This is a genomic window from Paenibacillus sp. AGC31, assembly GCF_057334655.1.
In genome coordinates this window covers 36706-60091 of record NZ_JBHFJH010000006.1, presented here as the reverse complement: position 1 = coordinate 60091, position 23386 = coordinate 36706, and the positions used below count along the sequence as shown (strand labels likewise).

The 23386-nt window shown below is 45.8% G+C and carries 24 protein-coding genes and 1 riboswitch; of the genes, 22 read left to right on the top strand and 2 right to left on the bottom strand.

The genetic code is table 11. The annotated features are described in order from the left end of the window. Positions 1–54: 54 nt before the first annotated feature. The 4 genes from ACE04G_RS05285 to rsmI all read left to right on the top strand — a co-directional run bounded on the left by ACE04G_RS05285 (position 55) and on the right by rsmI (position 3015). On the top strand, positions 55–855 hold the full coding sequence (locus ACE04G_RS05285; protein ID WP_053778939.1) for a PSP1 domain-containing protein: 801 nt from the start codon (positions 55–57) through the stop codon (positions 853–855). 28 nt (positions 856–883) lie between these two features. After that, positions 884–1252 (top strand): DNA replication initiation control protein YabA, encoded by a 369-nt coding sequence (yabA, locus tag ACE04G_RS05280; RefSeq protein ID WP_017691386.1) that lies wholly within the window; start codon positions 884–886, stop codon positions 1250–1252. Between the two features lie 95 nt (positions 1253–1347). After that, positions 1348–2127, top strand: a complete 780-nt coding sequence (locus ACE04G_RS05275) for a tRNA1(Val) (adenine(37)-N6)-methyltransferase (protein WP_221825857.1) — start codon at positions 1348–1350, stop codon at positions 2125–2127. After that, positions 2128–3015: a 16S rRNA (cytidine(1402)-2'-O)-methyltransferase gene (gene rsmI, locus ACE04G_RS05270; RefSeq protein WP_221825848.1), complete on the top strand. Its 888-nt coding sequence runs from the start codon at positions 2128–2130 to the stop codon at positions 3013–3015. Positions 3016–3281: 266 nt separating this feature from the next. On the opposite strand, the gene ACE04G_RS05265 is transcribed toward rsmI, so the two are convergent. Continuing rightward, a complete protein-coding gene (locus ACE04G_RS05265; protein WP_017691383.1) occupies positions 3282–3536 on the bottom strand; it encodes an AbrB/MazE/SpoVT family DNA-binding domain-containing protein in 255 nt (84 codons plus the stop codon). A 317-nt stretch (positions 3537–3853) separates the two neighbouring features. Between ACE04G_RS05265 and ACE04G_RS05260 the strand changes: the two genes are divergently transcribed. The 14 genes from ACE04G_RS05260 to ACE04G_RS05195 all read left to right on the top strand — a co-directional run bounded on the left by ACE04G_RS05260 (position 3854) and on the right by ACE04G_RS05195 (position 16811). Next, a complete protein-coding gene (locus ACE04G_RS05260) occupies positions 3854–5131 on the top strand; it encodes an HD domain-containing protein (protein ID WP_237178564.1) in 1278 nt (425 codons plus the stop codon). Positions 5132–5463: 332 nt separating this feature from the next. Continuing rightward, positions 5464–6234, top strand: coding sequence for a TatD family hydrolase (locus ACE04G_RS05255; RefSeq protein ID WP_237178565.1), 771 nt, complete (start codon positions 5464–5466; stop codon positions 6232–6234). Positions 6235–6475: 241 nt separating this feature from the next. Next, positions 6476–6729, top strand: a riboswitch (cyclic di-AMP (ydaO/yuaA leader). A 273-nt stretch (positions 6730–7002) separates the two neighbouring features. After that, a complete protein-coding gene (locus ACE04G_RS05250) occupies positions 7003–8187 on the top strand; it encodes a resuscitation-promoting factor (protein WP_339180974.1) in 1185 nt (394 codons plus the stop codon). 154 nt (positions 8188–8341) lie between these two features. Further along, positions 8342–8887, top strand: coding sequence for a ribonuclease M5 (gene rnmV, locus ACE04G_RS05245; RefSeq protein WP_076216767.1), 546 nt, complete (start codon positions 8342–8344; stop codon positions 8885–8887). Positions 8888–8891: 4 nt separating this feature from the next. Then, positions 8892–9794 (top strand): 16S rRNA (adenine(1518)-N(6)/adenine(1519)-N(6))-dimethyltransferase RsmA, encoded by a 903-nt coding sequence (rsmA, locus tag ACE04G_RS05240; RefSeq protein WP_307415471.1) that lies wholly within the window; start codon positions 8892–8894, stop codon positions 9792–9794. Between the two features lie 59 nt (positions 9795–9853). Then, positions 9854–10750: a sporulation peptidase YabG gene (yabG, locus tag ACE04G_RS05235; RefSeq protein ID WP_017691377.1), complete on the top strand. Its 897-nt coding sequence runs from the start codon at positions 9854–9856 to the stop codon at positions 10748–10750. 153 nt (positions 10751–10903) lie between these two features. Then, entirely contained in the window at positions 10904–11179 is a 276-nt protein-coding gene (gene veg, locus ACE04G_RS05230) for a biofilm formation stimulator Veg (RefSeq protein WP_017691376.1), read from the top strand. A 250-nt stretch (positions 11180–11429) separates the two neighbouring features. Further along, on the top strand, positions 11430–11606 hold the full coding sequence (locus tag ACE04G_RS05225; RefSeq protein ID WP_017691375.1) for a small, acid-soluble spore protein, alpha/beta type: 177 nt from the start codon (positions 11430–11432) through the stop codon (positions 11604–11606). A gap of 150 nt (positions 11607–11756) precedes the next feature. Next, entirely contained in the window at positions 11757–12611 is an 855-nt protein-coding gene (ispE, locus tag ACE04G_RS05220; protein ID WP_036606140.1) for a 4-(cytidine 5'-diphospho)-2-C-methyl-D-erythritol kinase, read from the top strand. A 97-nt stretch (positions 12612–12708) separates the two neighbouring features. Further along, complete coding sequence (gene purR / locus ACE04G_RS05215) at positions 12709–13536, top strand: pur operon repressor (protein ID WP_076216765.1); 828 nt, start codon at positions 12709–12711, stop codon at positions 13534–13536. Positions 13537–13724: 188 nt separating this feature from the next. Continuing rightward, positions 13725–14009 carry a septation regulator SpoVG gene (gene spoVG / locus ACE04G_RS05210; RefSeq protein WP_017691372.1) on the top strand — a complete coding sequence of 95 codons (285 nt, stop codon included), beginning with the start codon at positions 13725–13727 and terminating at the stop codon, positions 14007–14009. A gap of 83 nt (positions 14010–14092) precedes the next feature. After that, positions 14093–14287, top strand: coding sequence for a hypothetical protein (locus ACE04G_RS05205; protein ID WP_221825846.1), 195 nt, complete (start codon positions 14093–14095; stop codon positions 14285–14287). A gap of 77 nt (positions 14288–14364) precedes the next feature. Beyond that, a complete protein-coding gene (glmU, locus tag ACE04G_RS05200) occupies positions 14365–15756 on the top strand; it encodes a bifunctional UDP-N-acetylglucosamine diphosphorylase/glucosamine-1-phosphate N-acetyltransferase GlmU (protein ID WP_260633062.1) in 1392 nt (463 codons plus the stop codon). A gap of 101 nt (positions 15757–15857) precedes the next feature. Continuing rightward, complete coding sequence (locus ACE04G_RS05195) at positions 15858–16811, top strand: ribose-phosphate diphosphokinase (protein ID WP_017691370.1); 954 nt, start codon at positions 15858–15860, stop codon at positions 16809–16811. Between the two features lie 260 nt (positions 16812–17071). Here ACE04G_RS05195 and ACE04G_RS05190 read toward each other — a convergent pair whose 3' ends face one another. Next, entirely contained in the window at positions 17072–17272 is a 201-nt protein-coding gene (locus ACE04G_RS05190) for a hypothetical protein (protein WP_024633712.1), read from the bottom strand. A gap of 139 nt (positions 17273–17411) precedes the next feature. On the opposite strand from ACE04G_RS05190, the gene pth reads away from it, so the two are divergent. The 4 genes from pth to ACE04G_RS05170 all read left to right on the top strand — a co-directional run bounded on the left by pth (position 17412) and on the right by ACE04G_RS05170 (position 23246). Further along, the gene (pth, locus tag ACE04G_RS05185) at positions 17412–17972 is read left to right on the top strand and encodes an aminoacyl-tRNA hydrolase (protein WP_221825843.1); all 561 of its coding nucleotides are present in this window, start codon (positions 17412–17414) and stop codon (positions 17970–17972) included. 98 nt (positions 17973–18070) lie between these two features. Continuing rightward, the gene (gene fin / locus ACE04G_RS05180) at positions 18071–18301 is read left to right on the top strand and encodes an anti-sigma-F factor Fin (RefSeq protein WP_210110415.1); all 231 of its coding nucleotides are present in this window, start codon (positions 18071–18073) and stop codon (positions 18299–18301) included. Between the two features lie 273 nt (positions 18302–18574). Continuing rightward, positions 18575–22102 (top strand): transcription-repair coupling factor, encoded by a 3528-nt coding sequence (gene mfd / locus ACE04G_RS05175; protein ID WP_221825829.1) that lies wholly within the window; start codon positions 18575–18577, stop codon positions 22100–22102. Continuing rightward, entirely contained in the window at positions 22086–23246 is a 1161-nt protein-coding gene (locus ACE04G_RS05170; RefSeq protein WP_221825827.1) for a peptidylprolyl isomerase, read from the top strand. The genes mfd and ACE04G_RS05170 overlap by 17 nt, the downstream gene beginning before the upstream one ends. Positions 23247–23386 lie beyond the last annotated feature (140 nt).

Here is a 23386-nt window from a genome sequence, read left to right as displayed (position 1 = left end):
TAAGAAGACAGGGCTTCAGACGAAGTGGGGTTGGCTTACAAGGGGGTTAATTTTTTGTACAGTGTAGTGGGTGTCCGTTTCAAAAAAGCGGGCAAAATTTATTACTTCGATCCCCTGGACCTTCCCATTGAGAAAGAAAACTGCGTTATCGTGGAGACAGCGCGGGGGGTTGAGTACGGTAAGGTTGTCGTAGGTAAGAAGGAAGTGGGCGAGTCCGATGTGGTGTTGCCGCTGAAGAAAGTCATCCGCGTTGCGGGCGAGACAGATGCTCGTGTGGTTGATGAGAACAAGCGTGCAGCCAAAGAAGCATTCGGTACTTGTTTAAATAAAATCAAAGACCATGGCCTCAAAATGAAGCTGGTCGATGTGGAATTTACGTTTGATCGCAATAAAATTATATTTTATTTTACAGCTGAAGGAAGAGTTGATTTCCGGGAGCTGGTCAAGGATCTGGCAAGCATATTCCGGACACGAATCGAGCTGAGACAGATTGGTGTACGTGATGAAGCGAAGATGCTTGGCGGAATCGGACCTTGCGGCCGTGTGTTGTGTTGTTCTTCCTGGCTGGGAGACTTTGAGCCGGTATCAATCAAGATGGCTAAAGATCAGAGCCTGTCACTGAATCCGACGAAAATTTCAGGGTTGTGCGGAAGACTCATGTGCTGTCTGAAATTTGAGCATGATAACTATGAAAGTGTGAGAGAAGAACTGCCAGCTGTAGGCAAATTGGTCGTCACCTCATTGGGTGAAGGAAAAGTTGTCGGAATTAATGCCGGTAGCCGCACAGTCCATGTTCAACTGTTCGACATCAGTAAAGTCAAAGAACTTCCGCTGGATGACGTCGTTATCAAGTAAACCATAAAGGTTGCTTCGGGGTGGAAACTTGGAAAAGAAAAATCTGTTTACGCACATTCATGAAATGGAAACCCAACTGGGTCAGTTGCACGGTGATTTAGGAGAGTTAAAAATGATTGTGAAGGAGCTGCTTGAGGATAATCAGCGGCTTACCATCGAGAATGAGCAGTTACGCAAACTGCTCAAACGTGAGGCTCCGGCAGATCTGCCAATCTCCTCAGCACTCGCTCCTGTAGCGAGGCCAGCAGGTCCGGCTACAGGCGAGGATGTTGTGGGTGAAGGGTATGATAATCTGGCTCGGTTGTATCACGAAGGCTTCCATATCTGCAACGTCTATTATGGACATTTGCGGACGGAAGGCGATTGTCTGTTCTGCCTGTCTTTTTTGAATAAATGAAGTGACCGTAGGGATCCCCTACGGTTTTTTTTCAAGGTTATAAACCTAAACTAAACGAACATGAGATACAGAGTACCGGAGGATGAGCGTAACATATGAAAGCAAATGAAGTTGTGTTACATGAGTCAGAGCGGATTGATGATCTGCTCTCTCATGATCTGAGAATCATTCAAAGTGATGAAGTGTTTAGTTTTTCGATGGATGCCGTATTATTAGCCCGATTTGCTTCCGTACCTAAACGGGGGCGTGTACTTGATTTGTGTACGGGTAACGGGGTGGTTCCCATTTTGCTTACAACGCGTACGCAGGCCAATCTGGAAGGGGTCGAGATTCAGCCACGTTTGGCTGATATGGCGCGTCGAAGTGTGCAATTGAATGAACTGGACGAGTCGATTATGATTCGTGAAGGTGATTTGCGAGAATTGGTGAAAGAAACAGGACATGCTGTATACGATGCAATAACGGTTAATCCTCCATACATGCCTTTGAATGGCAGTGATCTTAAAATGAACACACATCAGGCCATGGCACGTCATGAGATCGGATGTACGCTGGAAGAAGTAATTCAGGCTTGCAGTCGACTTGTTCGTAATGGCGGAAAAGTATCGATGGTTCATCGTCCACAACGCCTTGCAGAGATTATCTCGCTCATGCGCGAATATAAGCTGGAACCCAAACGGATTCGGATGGTGCATCCCCGTGCTCATTTGGAAGCCAACATGGTATTAATTGAAGGAATGAAAGATGGTAAACCCGAAGTTAGGATGCTTCCTCCACTCATTGTCTACAATGAAGAGGGGACATACTGCGAAGAGATTATGGATATTTACTATGGTCAGCAACATGCTGAGCGTACTACGAAAGGAGGGCTTTAGATGACTTTGCATATTCAAAAAAGCTATGCGGAGCAGCCTGAAGGATCAGGCAAGCTATATCTGGTTGGAACACCCATTGGTAATCTGGAGGACATGACCTTCCGGGCGATCAAGACATTGCAGAGTTGCGACATCATTGCAGCAGAAGATACACGCCAGACCCGAAAGCTGCTTACGCATTTTGAAATTACACCTTCGATGCTGTTTAGTTATCATGAGCATAATAAGGGGGCGAGTGGACCTGAACTGATACGCTATATAATAGAAGGAAAAAATTTGGCACTCGTCAGTGATGCCGGTTTGCCAGCCATTTCGGACCCTGGTTCTGACCTTGTACAGCTTGCACTGGAGGCCGGAATAACGGTCATTCCCATCCCTGGACCCAACGCTGCGTTGTCTGCTCTGATCGTGTCCGGATTACCGACGGAGCGTTTTACATTCGGCGGTTTTTTGCCGCGGGAGAAAAAGGACATGCGAAAAGTGCTGGAGGCTTTTGACGAATCCAACGGGACTTTGTTATTCTATGAATCGCCTCACCGTATTCGGAAAACATTAGTCCACCTCGAAGAGATTCTGGGTGATCGTTCGATTGTCCTGGCTCGTGAACTAACCAAGCGTCATGAGGAATTCGCAAGGGGCACCGTGAAGGAATGTATAGACTGGCTTGAAGAACATCCGCCTCTTGGCGAGTACTGTTTGCTGGTAGAAGGCATTAAGGAAGAGGAGCGTAAGGCTGAGCGCGAAGCATGGTGGCAGCTCATGTCACTCGCGGATCATGTCAGCCATTATGAGGATGAAGGACATAACCGCAAAGATGCAATGAAAAAAACGGCTACTGATCGCGGTCTGACGAAGCGTGATGTATATAATGCATTAATTGAGCAGTAATCTAACCAAATATCTTCTGTTGTGGGGAACATAACCTGAAAAGAAGCTTATAACCAACCTTAGTGGAATATTAAAAAGAGCAGAGTGACTCAAAAAAATTTCATCGTTTCTTCCGGTTCTCGTGTGACAGAATTATTTTGGATAATGGAACCCATAACAAGGCAAAAAAATACCTTCCTCGGTGGGGTTCACACCGGGAAGGTCATTAAGGAATATTAAAAAGGTTAGAAATAACAATTTAGATAAGTCCAGTATACCTGTATTTTTTATTTTGCTACAGGTGCAGGGATTTCGGAAATACATTCGTTACAAACAATTTTACCTTTGAAGTAAGTAACGTTCTCTGCATTACCACAGAAGATACAAGCAGGCTCGTATTTTTTCAACATGATGCGCTCGCCGTCAACGTAGATTTCCAGAGCATCTTTTTCACCAATACCGAGCGTACGGCGCAATTCAATTGGAATAACTACCCGTCCCAGTTCGTCCACTTTTCTTACAATACCTGTTGATTTCATCATTATAATCAGTGCTCCTCTCAGCTAACTATCATTGTCATTATTCGACATTATTTTATGTTTTATGATACTCATCATACCAACGATTCCCAAATCAGTCAACCTTAAAATTAGCTTAAAATTAAGGCTGTTTTTCACAAGGTTACGGGTGGTAAGGGATTGGAAGCTGTTTTTCGCATTTAAACCTCAATGTCAGCTTTGTCGATTTGGAAAACGACAAAACTACTTCATTCGACAAAGTTCGTCATGTCGTGTCGAATCCTAGGTGAATCGTAGAGCTCAAAGCGTTAATATAAAAGAAATTAAAGGAGTGAGTCGACATGGAACAACGTTTAACGGAAGAGAAAGTATTCAAAGATCCGGTACATAATTATATCCACGTGCAAGATCCGGTTATATGGCAGTTAATTAACACCCCGGAATTTCAGCGTTTACGCCGGATTCGTCAGCTGGGTACTTCTTACCTTACCTTTCACGGAGCAGAGCATAGTCGGTTCTCACATTCACTAGGTGTTTATGAGATCACACGCAAGATCATCTCTCAATTTGAAAGAAGTCATTATTCGGATTGGCCGAAGGAAGAAAAGATTGTAGCTCTGTGTGCAGCTCTGCTTCATGATCTCGGGCATGGGCCATTCTCTCACTCCATCGAGGAAGCTTTTGACATGAATCACGAAGATTGGACTTGTCGCATCATTACAGGTGATACCGAAGTAGGGGCGATCTTAAGACGGTATGCTCCTGATTTTCCTGAGAAAGTAGCATCTGTCATTCAAAAAACGTATGAAAAGCCGATTGTTGTGAACTTGGTGACCAGTCCGCTTGATGCAGACCGAATGGATTATTTGCTCAGGGATGCCTATTTTACAGGTGTAAATTACGGCACGATTGACCTTGATCGTATCCTTCGGATGCTGCGTCCTTATCATGGGCGGATTGTAGTCAAGGAGTCAGGCATGCATGCTGTGGAGGATTACCTAATGTCTCGGTATCAGATGTATTGGCAGATTTACTTCCATCCGGTAACTCGTAGTTCTGAAATTATATTGCGGCAAATATTCAAGCGAGCGAAAACACTCATACAACATGGTTTTCAATTCCGCTTCATGATTGATCCACTCCCTCAACTATTTGAAGGGGAATTATCCGTAGATGAATATTTGCAGTTGGATGAAGCATTAATTCAGACGGCATTTACGCAGTGGCGCAAGGAGGACGATACTGTTCTGAGTGAGTTATGCGAACGTTTTATGGATCGCAAGTTATATAAGTATGTAGAGCTTGAACAGGTCGACTTGACAATGATGGAAGAGATTCGGGAAGCTTTTGTACAGGCTGGCCTCGATCCCGAATATGATCTTGAAATTGATTTTCCTTCGGATAATCCGTATGATGTGTTTCGTCCGGATGAATCCACAGATAAGCAGATTCTTCTTCTGGATCGACAGGACAATTTACGTGAGTTGTCAGAAGTATCTGACATTGTCCGTTCCATCAGTGGGCTTCACCGAGGGAAACATCATTTGTATTACCCGCAAAACAAGGTGGATGCGATTATTCACGAATTACCGTCACATATACGCCCCTATTTCTTGTAATCGTGTGGGTATAATCCGATGAAGAATTTTGATATCAAAACACTTTCTAAAAGAGCTATTTTTCATGATACAGTAATCTGCTTTAATGGGGAGTATATGTAGATCGACATAATTTTGTAAATGCAAGCAGGCAAAATGAGCGCAATTAGCAATATATAGATCAGAATATCCGTATCTCTTCTATATATTGTAGTTGTGAAGAAACAAACGTGATGATGTAATACACAGATTACCCAAAATGTTTTATGTACGAGTCATTAAATTATTGGAATTTACAAATTAAATTTACAAAAGAAGATAGTCGTTATTTCGACATGAAGGGAGATACAGACATGATGCTGTTCGACACACATACACATCTGGATGCACCACAATTCGACGAGGACCGCGAGGACATGATTCAGCGTGCTGTGGATGCAGGAGTTGGTCGCATGATCAACATTGGCTTTAACCGGGAGACGATTCCAACCACAATGAAACTCGCTGAAACATATGATTTTATATATGCAGCTGTAGGGTGGCATCCCGTAGATGCGATCACAATGCAGGAGGGCGATTTGGAGTGGATTGCATCTTTATGCAAGCATGAAAAAGTGGTTGCGATTGGTGAGATTGGATTGGATTATCACTGGGACACTTCACCAAAGGAAATACAGCATCGCGTATTACGACAACAAATTGCTTTGGCGCGTGAAGTGAAGATGCCGATTGTCATCCATAATCGGGATGCACATGAGGATATCATAAGAATTTTGCGTGAAGAGAAAGCGGGTGAGGTTGGTGGTGTGATGCACTCGTTCTCGGGCAGCTGGGAAACAGCAAAAAGTTGTCTCGATATGGGCTTCCATCTCTCCTTCGGAGGACCAATCACATTCAAAAATGCAAAGCAGCCCAAAGAGGTGCTGGAGAAGGTTCCTATGGACCGGTTTTTCATTGAAACAGATGCTCCATATTTGACACCTCACCCTTATCGTGGGAAGCGAAATGAGACAGCGCATGTACGTCTGGTTGCAGAGGCAGCTGCGGAAATTAAAGGCATTTCGGTGGAGGAAATTGCTGCAATAACAACCAAAAATGCCATGGAACGATTTGGAATTCGTTAAAAAAACGAGTAAATGAGGTGAAAAAGGCAGGTAAGCGGAGTTAATTTGCCCTTTGATCCAAATAAATCAAGAATATTACAATATTTTAACCAAATATTCAGAAAAACGTACTTGATCAACGCTTTACAACATGCATCAAAACAGGATATCATCTTTTCAGTGAATTGTTGTGCGGAAAATTGGACAGATGTTCGGGGGATGAACAAAGGGACACTTTCCGATGAAACAACATTACTTTCATGAATCAGTCTCGCTGAGTCTCCGTTAACGGAGAGCGGGGGAACCAATAGGGCTTAAACATCGGTGTATTTGGCCGATGCGCAACGTTCGCTGACCCAAAAGCAGCGAAGGGAACTGCGAAGCCGTATTTGATTTCTTCTTTGGGTCTCGGGGTGAATTCAAGGGCGTCCGCCATGAGCGGGTGACCCAAGATAGGGCGGCTCTCTTTCGCCCGAACCCGACAGCTAACCTCGCAAGCGGAAAAAGAGAGGTAACCTCGTGCATGAATTTCCGATATTCAAAATCATTCGGAAGCCACGAAAGAGTTCCTCTTACACTCTTTCTTTGGCTTTTTTGTTTTTGAATAAAAGAAATATTGTCATCATACGGTAGGTATTCAGGAGGATGACATCATGTTGCGAAGATTGATTCATGGTGCAGAACCGGATTATGTTGGTCCAATCTGTGTTCTGTAGAAAATTTGGTATAGTCACGTCAAAGACATCATGCATTACTTTAGACGGCGAGGCTATGAAGGAGGACGGAGAAGTGGGCACATTCCAACCAGAAGAGACCCATGAGTCACGATCATCCAGTAAGTCTTTCGCGTTGCGGTGGAAGCATGAGAACATGCGTCAAATGGCATTGATCGCGATTTTCTCAATTGCGCTTACAATCATGATCTTGTTAGTCGTTTACGGTCAGGCCGGGAAACAAATTTCGCTGGTTATTGATGGCAAAGCTCAGGTGGTAGAGACTCGTACAGGAATGCTTCAGGAAATGCTGGAGGAGCAGTCGATCACAGTCAGCCCTCACGATAAGGTATCCATGTCCATGAATGGGGCGATTACAGATGGAGACCGAATCGTTATTGAGCGGGCCGTTCCAGTTAACATTACGGCAGACGGAGACACCAAGACTCTGTATACAACCGATTCATCGGTGGAAGATGCAATTCAAAAATCAGGTATTCAAGTTGAAAGTAATGATAAAGTGTATCCGGCGCTCGGAACTGCGATCAAAGCGGAGATGAAGATCCGTGTAGTGCGCGTAACAAAGCGTACAGTGGAAGTAGAGCAACCGATCGCTTACAAAGTTATTAAAACGGCTGACCCTAGCTTGTACAAAGGGGATAACCGTGTCGTTGTAAACGGCAAAGAAGGCACACTTGTACAGCATATCGAAAAGGTATTTCAGGATGGAGAATTGGTCTCCAAAAAAATGGTCGGCAAATCTGTCGCGAATAATCGTGTAGATAAAGTGATCGCTGTCGGCACCAAAGCAAAACCGGTCGTGAAAGAACCTGAGATTCAGACTGTATCGGCTCAAACTTCAACAACCAAAAAGGCTACAACAACGAACTCGAAGAAAACATCTGCCTCGGGCAGCAAAGTGATTACTGTATCCGGGACTTCTTTTAAATACTCCAAAGTACTTAAAAATGTATCCATGACTGCCTACTCTTCCGAAGAGCCTGGCATTGGTACTAAAACAGCTTCCGGTACTCGTGTAACGGAAGGTCGCACCATTGCGGTTGATCCCAAAGTCATTCCAATTGGCTGGTGGGTATATATCGAAGGTCTGGGATTCCGTCGTGCGGAAGATACAGGCGGTGCCATTAAAGGCAACAAAATTGATGTATATTATGACAGTGTGAAGCATGCCCTGAATTTTGGACGTAAGAAAGGCAAGACGGTCTACGTGATCGGTCCGGTGAAGCCGGAAGCGAACTAAAATCGTTTTACTTTGAAATGGGAATGCTATAAAATAGTTGCATGAATGATTCATGCGGAATATGCGGCGGAGGAGTCTGAATTCAGTCTCCCCGCCGTTTGGCAGAGAAGAGGATATTCCTCTTCTTTTTGCGTTAGAAAGGAAGAAATGGAACATGATAAAAGAAGTCATTGTGGTGGAAGGCCGTGACGATACGGTAGCTATCCGTCGGGCCGTTGAAGCCGATACAATAGAAACAGGTGGATCAGCAATCAACCAACGCATTCTGAAGCGGATTGCGCTTGCTCAGGAGAGACGGGGAGTCATTGTACTGACAGATCCGGATCATGCTGGCGAACGCATTCGTAAAATTATTGCGAATAAGGTGCCTGGCTGCAAACATGCCTTCATTCCGGAAGCCGATGCAACGCGTAAAGGGGACATTGGGGTGGAGAATGCCTCACCTGAAGCGATCCGTCATGCTCTGGCGCGCGTACATACTTCATACGAAGGTGCTCCGAGCCTGATCGATTGGGAGGACCTGATCGCGGCAGGACTTATCGTGCATCCGCAGGCTGCTGCACGTCGCATGGAGATGGGCAATCTGCTGGGCATCGGTTATTGTAACGGTAAGCAGTTCCACAAACGTCTCAGTGTATTTCAGATTACACGGGAAGAGTTCTCTACAGCATTAGCGCAAATTGAACGTGAAGGAATGTGAGCATATGAAGGATATGGAAGAGACGATAGAAATTGCAACGCCCAAGCGAACCAAAGAGATTATTCAAAGACACGGATTCTCATTCAAGAAAAGTCTGGGTCAGAACTTTCTGATCGATCAAAATATACTGAACAAAATTGTTAATGCAGCCGATTTGGACGAGTCCAAGGGCGCGTTAGAGATCGGGCCGGGTATTGGAGCCCTTACGGAGCGACTGGCTCGGGTAGCAGGTCCTGTCACAGCCGTAGAGATTGATCAGCGCTTGATCCCAATCCTGGGAGAAGTGATGCAGCCTTATTCGAATGTACGTGTTCATCATGGGGATGTGTTGAAGCTTGATCTGGCTGAGTTGTTTAATACGGATTTTGCATCCGTGGACAAAGTCAGTGTCGTGGCTAACCTGCCTTATTATGTAACGACTCCAATTATGATGAAACTGTTGGAAGAGAAGCTGCCGGTAGACAGTATTGTTGTCATGATCCAAAAAGAAGTGGCTGAACGCATGGCTGCTGCACCAGGATCAAAAGACTACGGCAGTCTGAGCATCGCAGTTCAGTACTACAGTATGCCGGAGCTTGTGTGTATTGTGCCGCCTACAGTCTTCATTCCGCAACCTAATGTGGAATCAGCTGTCATTAAGCTGAAAGTGCGTGAGAAACCACCAGTGGAGATTCCGGATGAAGCACACTACTTCGAAGTGGTACAGGCTTCTTTTGCCCAACGGAGAAAAACAATCTCAAACAACTTGAAGGCACGTTTCTTCACAAAGGAGAACCGGGAACAGGCAGACATTCTGCTGGAGCAGGCAGGTATTCAACCGTCCCGACGTGGAGAGACGTTGAGTCTGCAAGAGTATGCCACACTCAGCACCGTAATGTGGGAAGCAGGAGTACGTGCAGCACTGTAAAATTTGAATGAACCAAACCGGGTCTCTGCCCATACGATGGGGTAGAGGTGATTACGTTGATGAATATCGGAGACTTGGTCGTTCGGAAGTCATACGGCGGCGATGTGACTTTTCGGGTGGAAGGCCTCCAGTTGGATGCTGCGGTCATTAAAGGGACTGAGTTCCGGCTGATTGCCGATTCCCCGGTGGACGATTTGATACAGGTTCCTTACGAACCACAAAGCGCCAAGACTAGACAGGCGCATATTAAAGCACATCAGACCCTGTCCCGTCTGCAGCAGAATCGTATGGAACAGGCTGAGCGGAATCGGGAAGGTCTGGTACAGGATTGGTCTGCTCAGCAGGAACCGGCTTATTTTGAGATGCCTGGAAAGGTGCTTCATCTGGATGGAGATCCGAACTATTTGAAAAAAAGTATGGATCTCTATGAGCAACTTCGTGTGCCCGCAGAGGGACAATATGTCCATGAATCGGCAATGGCAGATACCCTATACCGTTTATTACCCAAAGTACGTCCGGATATCGTGGTCATTACGGGTCATGATGGGGTCCTAAAGACACGTCAGCCCTATGACTTATATAGTCTTGGTAGCTACAAGAATTCGCAAAATTTTGTGTCGGCCATTCAGGTGGCCAGACAATATGAACGCCATCTGGATGCACTGACTATTGTGGCAGGGGCCTGTCAGTCCCATTTTGAGGCACTGCTGCGCGCTGGAGCGAACTTTGCCAGTTCTCCAGGCAGAATTCTCATTCATGCACTTGATCCGGTCTATGTGGCTGCCAAGGCCTCCTTTACCTCTGTGCGGGATACGGTCAACATGAGTGATGTTCTGCACAATACCATCAGTGGCAGCCAGGGTGTGGGTGGTGTCGAGACACGGGGGAGTTACCGGGTAGGTCTGCCTGGGCTGAATGATTTATCTACGCTAAAAGTGAACCCCTCGGCAGTCTGATGTAGGCCATTTAAAGTCCCAATTTGGGGCTTTTTTTGTTTGCAAAAAAATTCATTGACAACAACTTTTTGATGCTGATATAATAATTAGCTTTGATTTGACAATGACTGTAAAAACCGGTATAATGGACAAGAAAAGAGGTGGTCGTCGACAATGGCTAAAAACACGCTGTTGGATATCAAACGCAATCTCGATGCACATATTGGTCAGAAAATTATGTTGCGGGCTAATGGTGGCCGCCGTAAGACCATTGAGCGTACGGGTGTATTGGAAGAAACGTACCCTTCTGTTTTTATTGTTAAGCTTGATGAGGAGCAAGAAACCTTCAAGCGAGTTTCTTATAGTTATGCGGATATACTTACGGAGTCGGTGGAAGTCATGGTTTATGACCCGGGCAGCCAGACGCATAGCTCCTATATGGAGACGTAAGTATCGATTTACAGGCGATTCGCCCCACAAGGCGGATCGCTTTTTTGTTTTTTAAACATCAATTCGCCCTCTAACGTAACCCATACATACTCAGGAATGAGCAAGGAACGGTCGCGGCATACTATATGGACAGGTAAAGAGTCAGTTTCTGAAGCAATGCAGGGAAACTGAATTTGGCCTGATGGCAAGATGTCCAAAACGTGAACGAACTCATCACATTATGAAGGATACTTTGGAGGAGGATGGTTTCATGAGTCGCAGAAGAAGAAGTGTCATGTCAGAGGATCTGAAGAATGAACTTGCGAAAGACCTGGGCTTCTACGATACGGTCCAACAGGAAGGCTGGGGTGGAATCAAAGCCAAGGATGCAGGAAACATGGTGAAAAGAGCCATTCAACTCGCTGAGCAGGCTGCCCGCAAATCTTAATCTGGTTCAAGCTGACAGAAAAGCGGGGGAAATCCATCAGGAACTACCCCGCTTTTTCCCCTTAGATGCGGAATAGAAATGACTTGACAGCCCCATTTTGATATAATATGTTAAGTTGTCTTAGGGAAAAGGTGAGGACGGGTGAACGCCTTGAAAATTTACGAAAAAGCGCCTGCTAAAATTAATTTGATGCTGGACGTTTTACATAAAAGAAGCGATGGATTCCATGAAGTTGAAATGATCATGACCATGGTCGATCTGGCTGATCGGCTGGAAATGTCGGAGCTGCCGCGAGATACTATTTTCATCTCCAGTCAGGCGGGGTATATCCCGCTCGACGAGAAGAATCTGGCTTTCCAGGCAGCTAGACTCATTAAGGAGCGCTATAACGTGCGTACGGGCGTCCATATTCATCTGGATAAAAAGATTCCAGTTGCAGCCGGACTTGCCGGGGGCAGCAGTGATGCAGCAGCAGCGCTGCGTGGATTGAACCGTCTGTGGCGGTTGAATATACCGGATCACGAACTGCAGGAGCTTGGAGCTGAACTTGGGTCGGATGTTCCATTCTGTATCACAGGAGGGACTGCACTCGCTACAGGCCGTGGTGAGAAGTTAACTCCCATTCCTAATCCGCCGCAATGCTGGGTAATTCTGGCCAAACCTCCGATCAATGTGTCTACAGCCGATGTGTACGGAAGGTTCCGCAGTGACAAGATTGTTCGTCATCCGAGTGCGGCTAAAATGGAGCAGGCTATTCGCAATCAATCATTCACGGAAGTCTGTAACCAGATGGGCAATGTACTTGAAGATGTAACGTTGAAGCTGTATCCGGAAGTTCAGCATCTGAAGGATGCCATGATTCGATTGGGTGCAGACGGCGTGTTAATGTCCGGTAGCGGTCCAACGGTATTTGGGCTGGTCTCCAAAGAATCCAAGGTTGCCCGGATATACAATGGTCTGCGTGGGTTCTGCAAAGAAGTGTACGCTGTGCGTATGTTGACGTAAAATTCGCTTTTATAATGTACAAACACGTATAAAGGTGGTATATTCTTAAATAATTATTCGGATTTGGATGTTTCCGTGATCGTGAGGATGGATCTCTGTGAAGAAGTTAAAACGAAGCGCAAGGCTGGTTGAAATGACGCAATACTTATTGTCCAGACCGCATACGGTTATTCCGTTGACCACATTTGCCGAACGTTATGGAGCCGCAAAGTCTTCAATTAGTGAAGATTTGGCGATTATCAAGGAAGTGTTCGAAGAAGGTGGGTCAGGAGAACTGAATACACTGGCTGGAGCAGCCGGGGGAGTTAGATGGATTCCGAAGGTGTCCCGAGAGCTGGCATTGGCTTTTGCAGAGCGACTCTCGACCCAGCTCGCGCAGCCTGATCGGATCTTGCCTGGAGAATACCTGTACATGTCTGATCTGCTCGGACAGCCCGCATTGATGAATGAAGCCGGCAAGATCTTTGCAACGGCTTTTGGCAACATGAATATTGATGTGGTTATGACGGTAGAAACCAAAGGAATTCCACTGGCTTATGCGACCGGAGCCCAGCTCAACCTGCCTGTCGTGCTCGTACGCAGGGACCATCAGGCTACAGAAGGATCGGCCGTAAGTATCAATTATGTATCCGGGTCCCATAAAAGTCTGCATACGATGTCCCTCTCTCGTAGGGCGATGCGTGAGCATTCCAGAGTACTTATTGTGGATGACTTCATGAAGGCCGGGGGTACGGTGCAAGGAATGATCGATCTTTTGGCCGAGTTTAATGCTACAGTTGCCGGGGTAGGAGTACTGGTGGAATCTGGTTCTGTGGATTCAGAAGAACGCCTGCTAACAGATTACGTATCTCTGGCGAAACTGACAGCGGTTGATGCCAAGAGCAGACAGATTTCCGTCAAGCCGGGCAACTATTTTGACCTGTAGAAAGATGACGAATGTTATGTCGTTAAAAGGTCTTTTCCATCGACCTGGCACTAACGTTGTCGAATTGTGTATTAAATAAAAAAATTCCTGAAATTAGGAAATTTTTGTGGTTATAAAAAGAAGGAGTTCGTATATGCTGTGTGGAATTATACACCAAGTTCTGATGGAAAAAGGTGGTGAACACACACATGCAAATTACGGATGTCAGACTCCGCCGTGTTAACTCGGAGGGGAGAATGAAGGCTATCGCATCCATTACCATCGATAACGAATTCGTCGTTCATGACATTCGTGTCATTGATGGTAACAACGGAATGTTTGTTGCTATGCCGAGCAAACGTACTCCTGATGGAGAGTTCCGTGATATCGCCCACCCGATCTCTTCCGGTACGCGCGAGAAGATTCAGGCAGCAGTTTTGACTGAATACGATCGTGCGGCAACTGAGGAAGAAGTCATTGAAGAAGGTGCCTGAGAACATTATTGGGGTTCGAAGGAAAAGAGAGCCATGTCTTATGGCTCTCTTTTCTTTTTGACCGGAATAAGATATATTCAGTATTGAGTTTAATAGCAGAGAACAAAAAGCGCATCGTGCGCTTGGTGGCAGGGCGGCATCTTAGGAATCATTGGGATTCGGTTAAGCTCGCAGGTACACGGCGTATACATATAGGTCACGATTCGTTGGTGTCCGCGTTGTTACGTGTGATTACAGAGACAGCAGGCGATGAACAGGACCGGCTTGAAGCCGGCTGAACGATACTCATTGGATATGGATCAGCAATGCATTTCAATGGGATTTTCAGAACAGGAGGTCGTTAATTTTGAAACGAATGGCAATCGTTCTTGCCGCAGGGCAAGGGAAACGAATGAAATCAAAATTGTACAAAGTACTGCATCCCGTATGCGGTAAACCTATGGTTGGACATGTGCTGGATGCAGCACTCAGCGCAGGCGTTGAACGCAGTGTAGTTGTAGTCGGTCATGGTGCCGAAGCGGTGCAGTCATTTTTGGGTTCCAGAGCAGAGTATGCACTCCAGGCAGAACAACTGGGTACAGGTCATGCAGTGAAGCAGGTTAAATCTTTGCTTGGCGGCGAAACAGGCTCTACAATTGTGGTCTGTGGAGATACACCTCTTGTAACCAGTGAGACGTTGGAAGGTCTGATGAAGCTCCATGAGAGTAGCGGAGCAGCAGCGACAGTTCTTACGGCTCAGTTGGACAATCCCAAAGGTTATGGCCGCGTTATTCGCGGAGAAGATGGATCTGTACAACGGATTGTGGAACAGAAGGATTGCACGGAGCAGGAAGATGCTGTGAATGAGATTAACACGGGCACATACTGTTTCGATAATGCAAAATTGTTCGCTGCCCTGGAGAAAGTGACGAACCAGAACGCTCAGGGAGAGTATTATCTCACAGACGTAGTTGGCATTTTCCGCAATGATGGAGAAGTCGTTGAAGCTTACATGTCGGATGACATCGCAGAATCCATCGGGGTTAATGACCGACTCGCACTTTCGCAAGCCGAAGCCTTCATGCGTGAACGTCTTGCCGTACGTCATATGTTGAACGGTGTTACGATCATTGATCCGTCATCGACATATATCGGAGCGGATGTTACGATTGGATCAGATACAGTTTTGTATCCGGGGACGATTCTCAAAGGCACAACTTCCATTGGTGAAGCATGTCATATTGGTCCTCAGGCAGATGTGGAAGACAGCGTTATTCAGGACGGAGTTACGATTAAACATTCGGTAGTATCCAATGCCGAGGTTGGTTCTGATGCAACGGTTGGTCCATTTGCTAATTTGCGTCCAGGGACTAAACTGGGTCGCAACGTAAAAATTGGTGACTTTGTTGAAGTGAAAAATGCTACAATTGATGAAGGTTCCAAAGTATCTCATCTCAGCTATATTGGAGATGCCAAAGTAGGGAAAAACGTAAATGTTGGATGCGGGGCAATAACTGTCAATTATGATGGTTATAATAAAGCTGTGACAACGATTGAAGATGATGCTTTTGTAGGCAGCAACGTCAATCTGATTGCACCGATTACGGTAGGAAAAGGCGCTTATGTGGTTGCTGGCTCCACCGTTACCCATTCCGTTCCCGAGAATGATCTGGCCATTGCTCGTCCACGTCAGGAGAATAAACCTGGTTATGCGGAGAAGATTCGCGGACGTGCCAAAGCCAAGAAACAAAATGCCAAACCCCAATAAGGGGTTTTGATAACAAGATTGCCTCCCGAAGATCGGGGAGGTGCCGACATGTCGCAGACGCTTATTGATTCCAATGAACCAGCACGGAGGGTTTTTATTTTATGACTTATTTTGATTCGAAATTAAAAATATTTACTTGCAATTCTAACCCCAAGCTTGCCCATCAAATTGCTGATTATATCGGGATCCCTATGGGTGAATCTCACACAACCAGCTTTAGTGATGGCGAGATTCAAGTGAAACTCTCCGAGAGTGTTCGGGGTTGTCACGTTTATATCGTGCAGTCCACTTGCTTGCCGGTTAATGATAACCTGATGGAAATGCTCGTTATGATTGATGCACTCAAACGGGCATCTGCCAAGACGATTAACGTCGTTATTCCTTACTATGGCTATGCAAGACAGGATCGCAAGGCACGTTCGCGTGACCCGATTACAGCGAAGCTGGTTGCTAACCTGATTGAAAAAGCGGGTGCAACCCGTGTCATCGCGATGGACTTGCATGCAATGCAGATCCAGGGATTCTTCGACATTCCGGTTGACCATTTGCTCGGCGTGCCAATTCTGGCTCAATATTTCCGGTCGAAACAGATCGAAAATCCAGTTGTTGTGTCGCCTGACCACGGTGGCGTAGTGCGCGCACGTAAACTGGCTGATTTCCTGAATGCGCCCCTGGCGATTATCGATAAACGTCGTCCTGAGCCAAATGTGAGCGAAGTGATGAACATTATCGGTAACATCGAGGGTAAAACAGCCATCCTGATCGATGACATTATTGACACGGCGGGAACGATTGTACTGGGAGCGAATGCTCTGATGGAAGGCGGCGTAAAAGAAGTATACGCGTGCTGTACTCACCCGGTATTGTCCGGACCTGCGATGGAACGTTTGGAGAATGCACCATTGAAGGAAGTCATCGTAACGGATACCATTCCAATTACGCATGCTAATCCGACAAGCAAACTCAAAGTGTTGTCCGTAGCGCCTTTGCTCGGAGAAGCGATTATCCGGGTTCATGAGGAATTATCAATCAGCAAGCTGTTTGAAATTGAATAAGGATGTCTGCATAAAGTAGTAGAGGGGTTACGTTTTCCGGTTCAATGGAAAATGTAACCCCTGTCGGCGTGCCGTTTTATTAAAAGTGAAACAGACGCTGGTCAGTCCATATAATTTGAACTACTAATTTACACAATAATGGAGAGGGCAGAAAAGATCTGAAGAAGTGAAGTTAAAAGCTTTCTGAAAGAAAGCTGCTTCGGAAGATGTTTCTGCACGCGCAGTAATCCAGTGTAAAATGGTTCGTTCATCTTATATGGTTAATACCCGGGGCGGGAGATAAATCGGAAACGACGCCGATGAAAAAGCGTGTCAGCAATTTCGACGAATTGATTATCGAAACGTGTGATTAGACCAATCTCAATATGGGTGTCGCGGTCGTATACCTGTACAGGTACGTGATATTCGAGATGATAGATAAAATCGCTATGTTGAGTCAGTTGTCCATTGTCTTCGCGCAAAACCCGCTCACCTTCCTGGGTCGATAAAATATTAACTGTGAACACTACAGTAAATCGATCTTTACTTTCTTGATATTATATGAAATATAACATTCGAAGTCTATGCCTCACCTCAGGCTAATCCGAAGGAGGGAACAAGATGAAGTGGATTGTTGGACTTGGAAATCCAGGCTCGAACTATGCCAAAACTCGTCATAATATCGGTTTTATGGCATTGGATCGGTTGGCTAATCGTCATAATATCTCCATTACACAGAATAAATGTAAGGCGCTGATTGGAGAAGGCAATATTGGCGGTGTGAAAACCGTACTGATCAAACCAATGACCTATATGAACTTGTCTGGTGAATCGGTTCGAGCCTATATGGATTTTTATAAAGTTAGTCTTGAAGATCTGATTGTTGTGTATGACGACATGGATACAGAGATTGGCAAAGTCAGATTGCGTTATCAAGGTAGTGCAGGCGGACATAATGGAATCAAGTCCATTATTCAGCATACCGGTACACAGCAGTTTAACCGGGTACGCATGGGAATATCCCGGCCCGAACCAGGACATGCCATTGTTGATTATGTACTGTCAACATTCATGAAGAAAGAAAAAGAAGCCCTGGATCAGACCATTGAGCAAACGTGTGATGCCTTGGAGCATAGCTTGACTCATACGTTCGAACAAACAATGGCGAAGTTTAACGGTTAATTTTGTAGACATACTTGGTAAAATAATCATAAAAGACGGGTTCGATTCAGCCATACTGGACATACTGGATGTATAAACCATGTTCAGGAGGCATAAACATGTCAGTGAATTACGTATGTAGGCATTGCCGTACCTTTATTGGACGAATCGATTCTGCCCAGATAACGGAAGTAGAGCTCGGCTTTCATTTCTTGACCCCCGACGAGCGGAGGGATATAATAGCGTATAATTCCGGTGGTGACATTACCGTTCGGATTACATGTGATTACTGTAAGGAAGCCCTGGAGCATAATCCGGAGCTTAGCCTGCTCGCGAGTCCGCTTCAGTAGACATCGCCTGTAACAGGATCGAATGACAGTTGAGGGCGGTTGCGTAATAACGCTCCACCTTTTATAGCCTTGGCAGCCTGCTGAGGCTTCTTTTCAGTTTGCATGAAAGCCATCGCTATCTCGAAATCAGGCTCAGCCGCATCAACAGATGTGGCAATGTTGCGAGTAATCCGATATGATGAAACAGGACAAAAAGGAATTTGTATCCATTTTAATAGTGATGCTACGCGTTTGCGTGAGATAATCAAGTAAGTTATAAGAGAGGTGCCCCTTTTGTTACAAGCACTTATACAGGCTTTTTCCAAAGATCCGGACTTCGGGTCCATTACAGCCGGAATCAAGTCCGGCATGAAGGAACAATTGGTTTCGGGTCTATCCGGCTCGGCGCGTCAGATTATGCTGGCTGCTCTGCATCAGGAAATGAACCGACCATTGCTCGTAGTAACACATAATATGTTTTCAGCTCAAAAAATTGCAGAAGATTTACAGGAAGCGCTTTCACCTGATCAGGTGTTGATCTATCCTGCCAACGAACTTGTCGCTGCTGAAGCTGCTGTTTCCAGCCCGGAAACATTGGGTCAGCGTATTGATGTGTTGGTCCGCTGCGCCCAGGGATTCAGGGGCGTTGTTGTTATTCCTTTTTCCGGGGTAAGACGTTATGTTCCGCTTCCGGAAGTGATGGCCAATGCTCGAATTTTGATTAAACAAGGCAACACACTTCAACTGGACTCCTTCCTGCTGGAGATGGTAAAGCTCGGATATGAGCGTGTGGAACGCGTGGAATCTCGTGGTGAGATGAGTGTACGCGGAGGTATCATCGACTTCTATCCGGTTACTTCATCGATCGCATATCGGGTGGAGTTATTTGATGATGAGATCGACTCCATTCGGACATTTGATCCAGCAGATCAACGTTCGATTGAACGGATTGAAGAAATTACGGTTTTACCATGCAAGGAGTTAATTGCAGATCGTGAACGTATGGAAAAGGCTGCCGATGCGGCTGCTCTTTTGCTGGAGCAACAGCTGGAGAAAATGACGGACCGGCAGGCGAAGCTGCGTCTTCGTGAAGAAATTCACCGGGAGATCGAGCTTTTGCGGGAACACGTGTATTTCTCCGAAATGTACAAATATATTTCTCCGCTCTATCCGGAGAACAAAACGATCTACGACTATATGCCGGAAGATACCCTGCTGGTACTAGATGAGCCTGCCAGACTATCGGAGACATCGAAACAACTGGACCGTGATGAATCGGAGTGGAACCTGCATTTGATGCAAAACGGAAAAACACTTCCGGATCTTCCATTATCCGCAGACGGTGATGAACTCTTGTATGAGCGTCCATTCCAGACGCTGTTTATGTCGATCTTTTTGCGCCAAGTTCCACACACCCAACCACAGAACATTCTGAACTTCATCAGTCGTGGCATGCAGGATTTCCATGGACAGATGAACGTACTTAAGGCAGAGATGGAGCGCTGGCAGAAGGCTGGAGTCCAAGTGCTCATGCTGGCGAACGGTGATGAACGACTCGAGCGGATGCGCCGGGTACTAATGGACTATGATATTCCAGAGCCAGAGATGATGATCGGTAATTTGCAAACGGGATTTGAAATGCCGTCCATTCATTTGGCTGTTGTGACCGAGGGCGAGATGTTCTCGCAAAAACAGCGTAAAGTACGCAAACCGATTCGGAATGTAGATAATGCTGAACGGATCAAATCCTATAGCGAGCTAAAAGTTGGCGATTATGTCGTTCATCAGAACCACGGAATTGGTAAGTATCTGGGGATCGGTACACTCGAGGTTGGCGGTATTCATAAGGACTACATGCATATTCTCTATGCGGGTGGAGACAAACTGTCTGTACCTATTGAGCAGATCGATCTGATTCAGAAATATGTTGGTTCCGAAGAGAAGGAACCGAAAATATACAAGCTGGGCGGCAATGAATGGACACGGGTTAAAAATAAAGTCCGCACATCCGTACAGGATATTGCTGATGATCTGATTAAGCTGTATGCAGAGCGTCAGACCTCCAAAGGGTTTGGATTCGACAAGGATTCCGCGGAGCAGCAGGAGTTTGAGGACATGTTCCCTTACGATGAGACGCGTGATCAGGTACGTGCGATTGAAGAAATCAAGAAGGACATGGAACAAAACCGTCCAATGGATCGTTTATTGTGTGGGGATGTTGGTTACGGCAAAACTGAGGTCGCTATTCGAGCTGCATTTAAGGCAGCTATTGAAGGTAAACAAGTGGCTGTACTTGTTCCAACAACCATTTTGGCACAGCAGCATTTTGAGACATTCCGTGAGCGCTTCTCCGGTTATCCGTTCAACATTCATGTGCTTAGCCGGTTCCGCTCCCGTAAAGAGCAGAATGAAACAGCCAAAGGCATCAAGGCAGGCACAGTGGATATTGTCATCGGGACGCATCGATTGCTGTCGCAGGATCTGGTGTTCAAGGATCTGGGACTACTCATTGTTGATGAAGAACAGCGCTTCGGAGTAACTCATAAGGAAAAACTGAAGAAGCTGAAAACCAATGTGGACGTGCTGACGCTGACGGCAACGCCGATTCCGCGTACGCTTCATATGTCCATGCTGGGTGTGCGTGATCTGTCCGTTATCGAGACTCCGCCAGAGAATCGGTTCCCGGTACAGACCTATGTGGTTGAACACAGCCAGGCGCTTGTCCGCGAAGCGATTGAGCGTGAACTTGCCCGTGGTGGGCAAGTGTATTACCTCTACAACCGTGTTCAGGGAATCCAGGAGATGGCTGCCGAAATTTCTGAACTTGTGCCTGAGGCCAAAGTTGGTGTGGGACATGGTCAGATGTCGGAAACAGAGCTGGAGAAAACGATTCTCGACTTCCTGGATGGTGAATATGACGTGCTTGTGAGCACAAGTATCATCGAGACCGGGGTAGATATTCCGAACGTAAATACACTGATCGTACATGATGCGGATAAAATGGGACTCTCCCAGCTGTATCAGCTGCGCGGACGTGTGGGTCGTTCCAATCGTATTGCGTATGCCTATTTTACGTACCAACGGGATAAAGTCCTTACTGAAGTTGCTGAGAAACGTCTACAATCAATCAAAGAATTTACCGAACTGGGTTCAGGATTCAAAATCGCCATGCGTGACTTGTCGATTCGTGGTGCGGGAAATCTGCTAGGAGCGGAGCAGCATGGTTTCATCGCTTCCGTCGGGTTTGATCTGTATTCCCAGATGCTCGCAGAGGAGATCAACAAACGCAAAGTTACGATGCTTGGCGAAGAGCCGGTACTTTCAGACCAGTGGAACACAACTCTGGATCTCAGTATCGATGCCTACTTGCCGTCCGATTATATCTACGACAGCATTCAGAAGATTGAGATCTACAAAAAAGTGGCGGTCATTGCATCCTTCGACGATGCGATGGAGTTGGAAGACGAATTGGTTGACCGATTCGGTGATCTTCCGGAGGCCGTTATCAACCTGCTGGCTGTTGCACGGATGAAAGTATACGGCAAGATCTACGGTATTGAGTCGATTTCCCAACGTGGTGAGGACATTACCGTGAAGTTCTATGAAGGGCGTGAACATGCCTTTGAACTCTCGAAAATCGCGCACATTGGAAATCAGTTCGAAAGACGTGTACAATTTGAACAAGGACCCCATATGCTGATTCACGCTAAAGGCAAGGGGCTTGGGGATAAGCAACTGATGGAGCTGGTAGAGAAAATTCTGGAGTCCATGAAAACTGCTTTTAAATCAAAGGGGGAACTAAAGGATGTTACCAAAGTATAAAAAAGTAGGAAAAGTACTGTCTGTGAGCATGGTCGCAGTACTATCCTTATCACTGCTTGCTGCATGTGGCAAGAAGGAAGAAGCAAAAGCACCTGAATCGACGGATACAAGTGCTGTAGTCGCTACGTATGATGGTGGTACCATTACAGCCAATGAATTCGACATGGAGCAACGTGTCATGAAATTCCTCTATCCGGAGTATGCACAAATGATGGATATGGATGATTTCAAAGAGTATCTGGTGAAACAGGAAGTTGCTTATGAATATCTGAGTGGCAAAGCAAGTGAAGAAGCCAAAACAGCAGGTACCAAAACAGCAACCGAGCAATTTGATAAAATGAAAGCTTCTGTTCAGGCAGATCAATGGACTGAGATGCTGAAAGCTCAGAACCTGACTGACCAGAACATTAAAGATTATATGACTCGCATCATGACGGTAATCAAAGACAAAGAAACAGGCGTTACGGAAGATGCCATTAAGGCTGAGTTTGAGAAAAACAAAGATCAGTTCACTACGGCTTCCGTTCGTCACGTGCTGATTAACTTCACAGATCCAAAAACGCAAAAAGAACGTAAAAAAGAAGATGCACTTAAAATTGCAAAAGAAGTAAAAACCAAGTTGGATGGCGGAGCTGATTTTGCTGAAATTGCAAAAAAATATTCCGAAGATCCAGGTTCTGCTGAAAAGGGTGGACTGTATGAAAATACACCTGTAGGCAGCTGGGTAGAGGCATTTAAGGAAGCTGCAAAAACATTGCCACTGAACAAAATCAGTGATCCAGTAGAGACAGAGTACGGTTACCACGTCATGAAAGTGGAAGCTCGTACAGAAGCTGACTTTGCCAAATTGACGGCTGAACAAAAAGAAAGTTTGAAGAGCCAATTGGCTGCAGCCGAAATCGATACGTTCATGCAAAATGAATTGGACAAAATCGTAAAAGAAGTTAAACTGCCAAAAACAGAAAAAGCTGAAGAAGGTAAGACTGAAGGCACAACTGAAGGCACTACGGGTACAGGAACTGAAGGAGAGAAAACAACCGAACCAAAAACGGATGACTCCACAGGTACGGATACCAAGACTGACCAAGGTACGACTGGAACAGACAAAGATGCAACTACAGATGAAGGTACAAGCAGCAAGTAAGCTGGTAAAATTGCTGTGTTAGCATACGTTCAGGGTTTAAATTTGCCCGAATGAATGCTTTGTATGACGCAAATATGGACAACCATACAGAGAAGCAAGGGGAGGACTTAGGATCTCCTTCTTGCTTCTTCTTTTATATA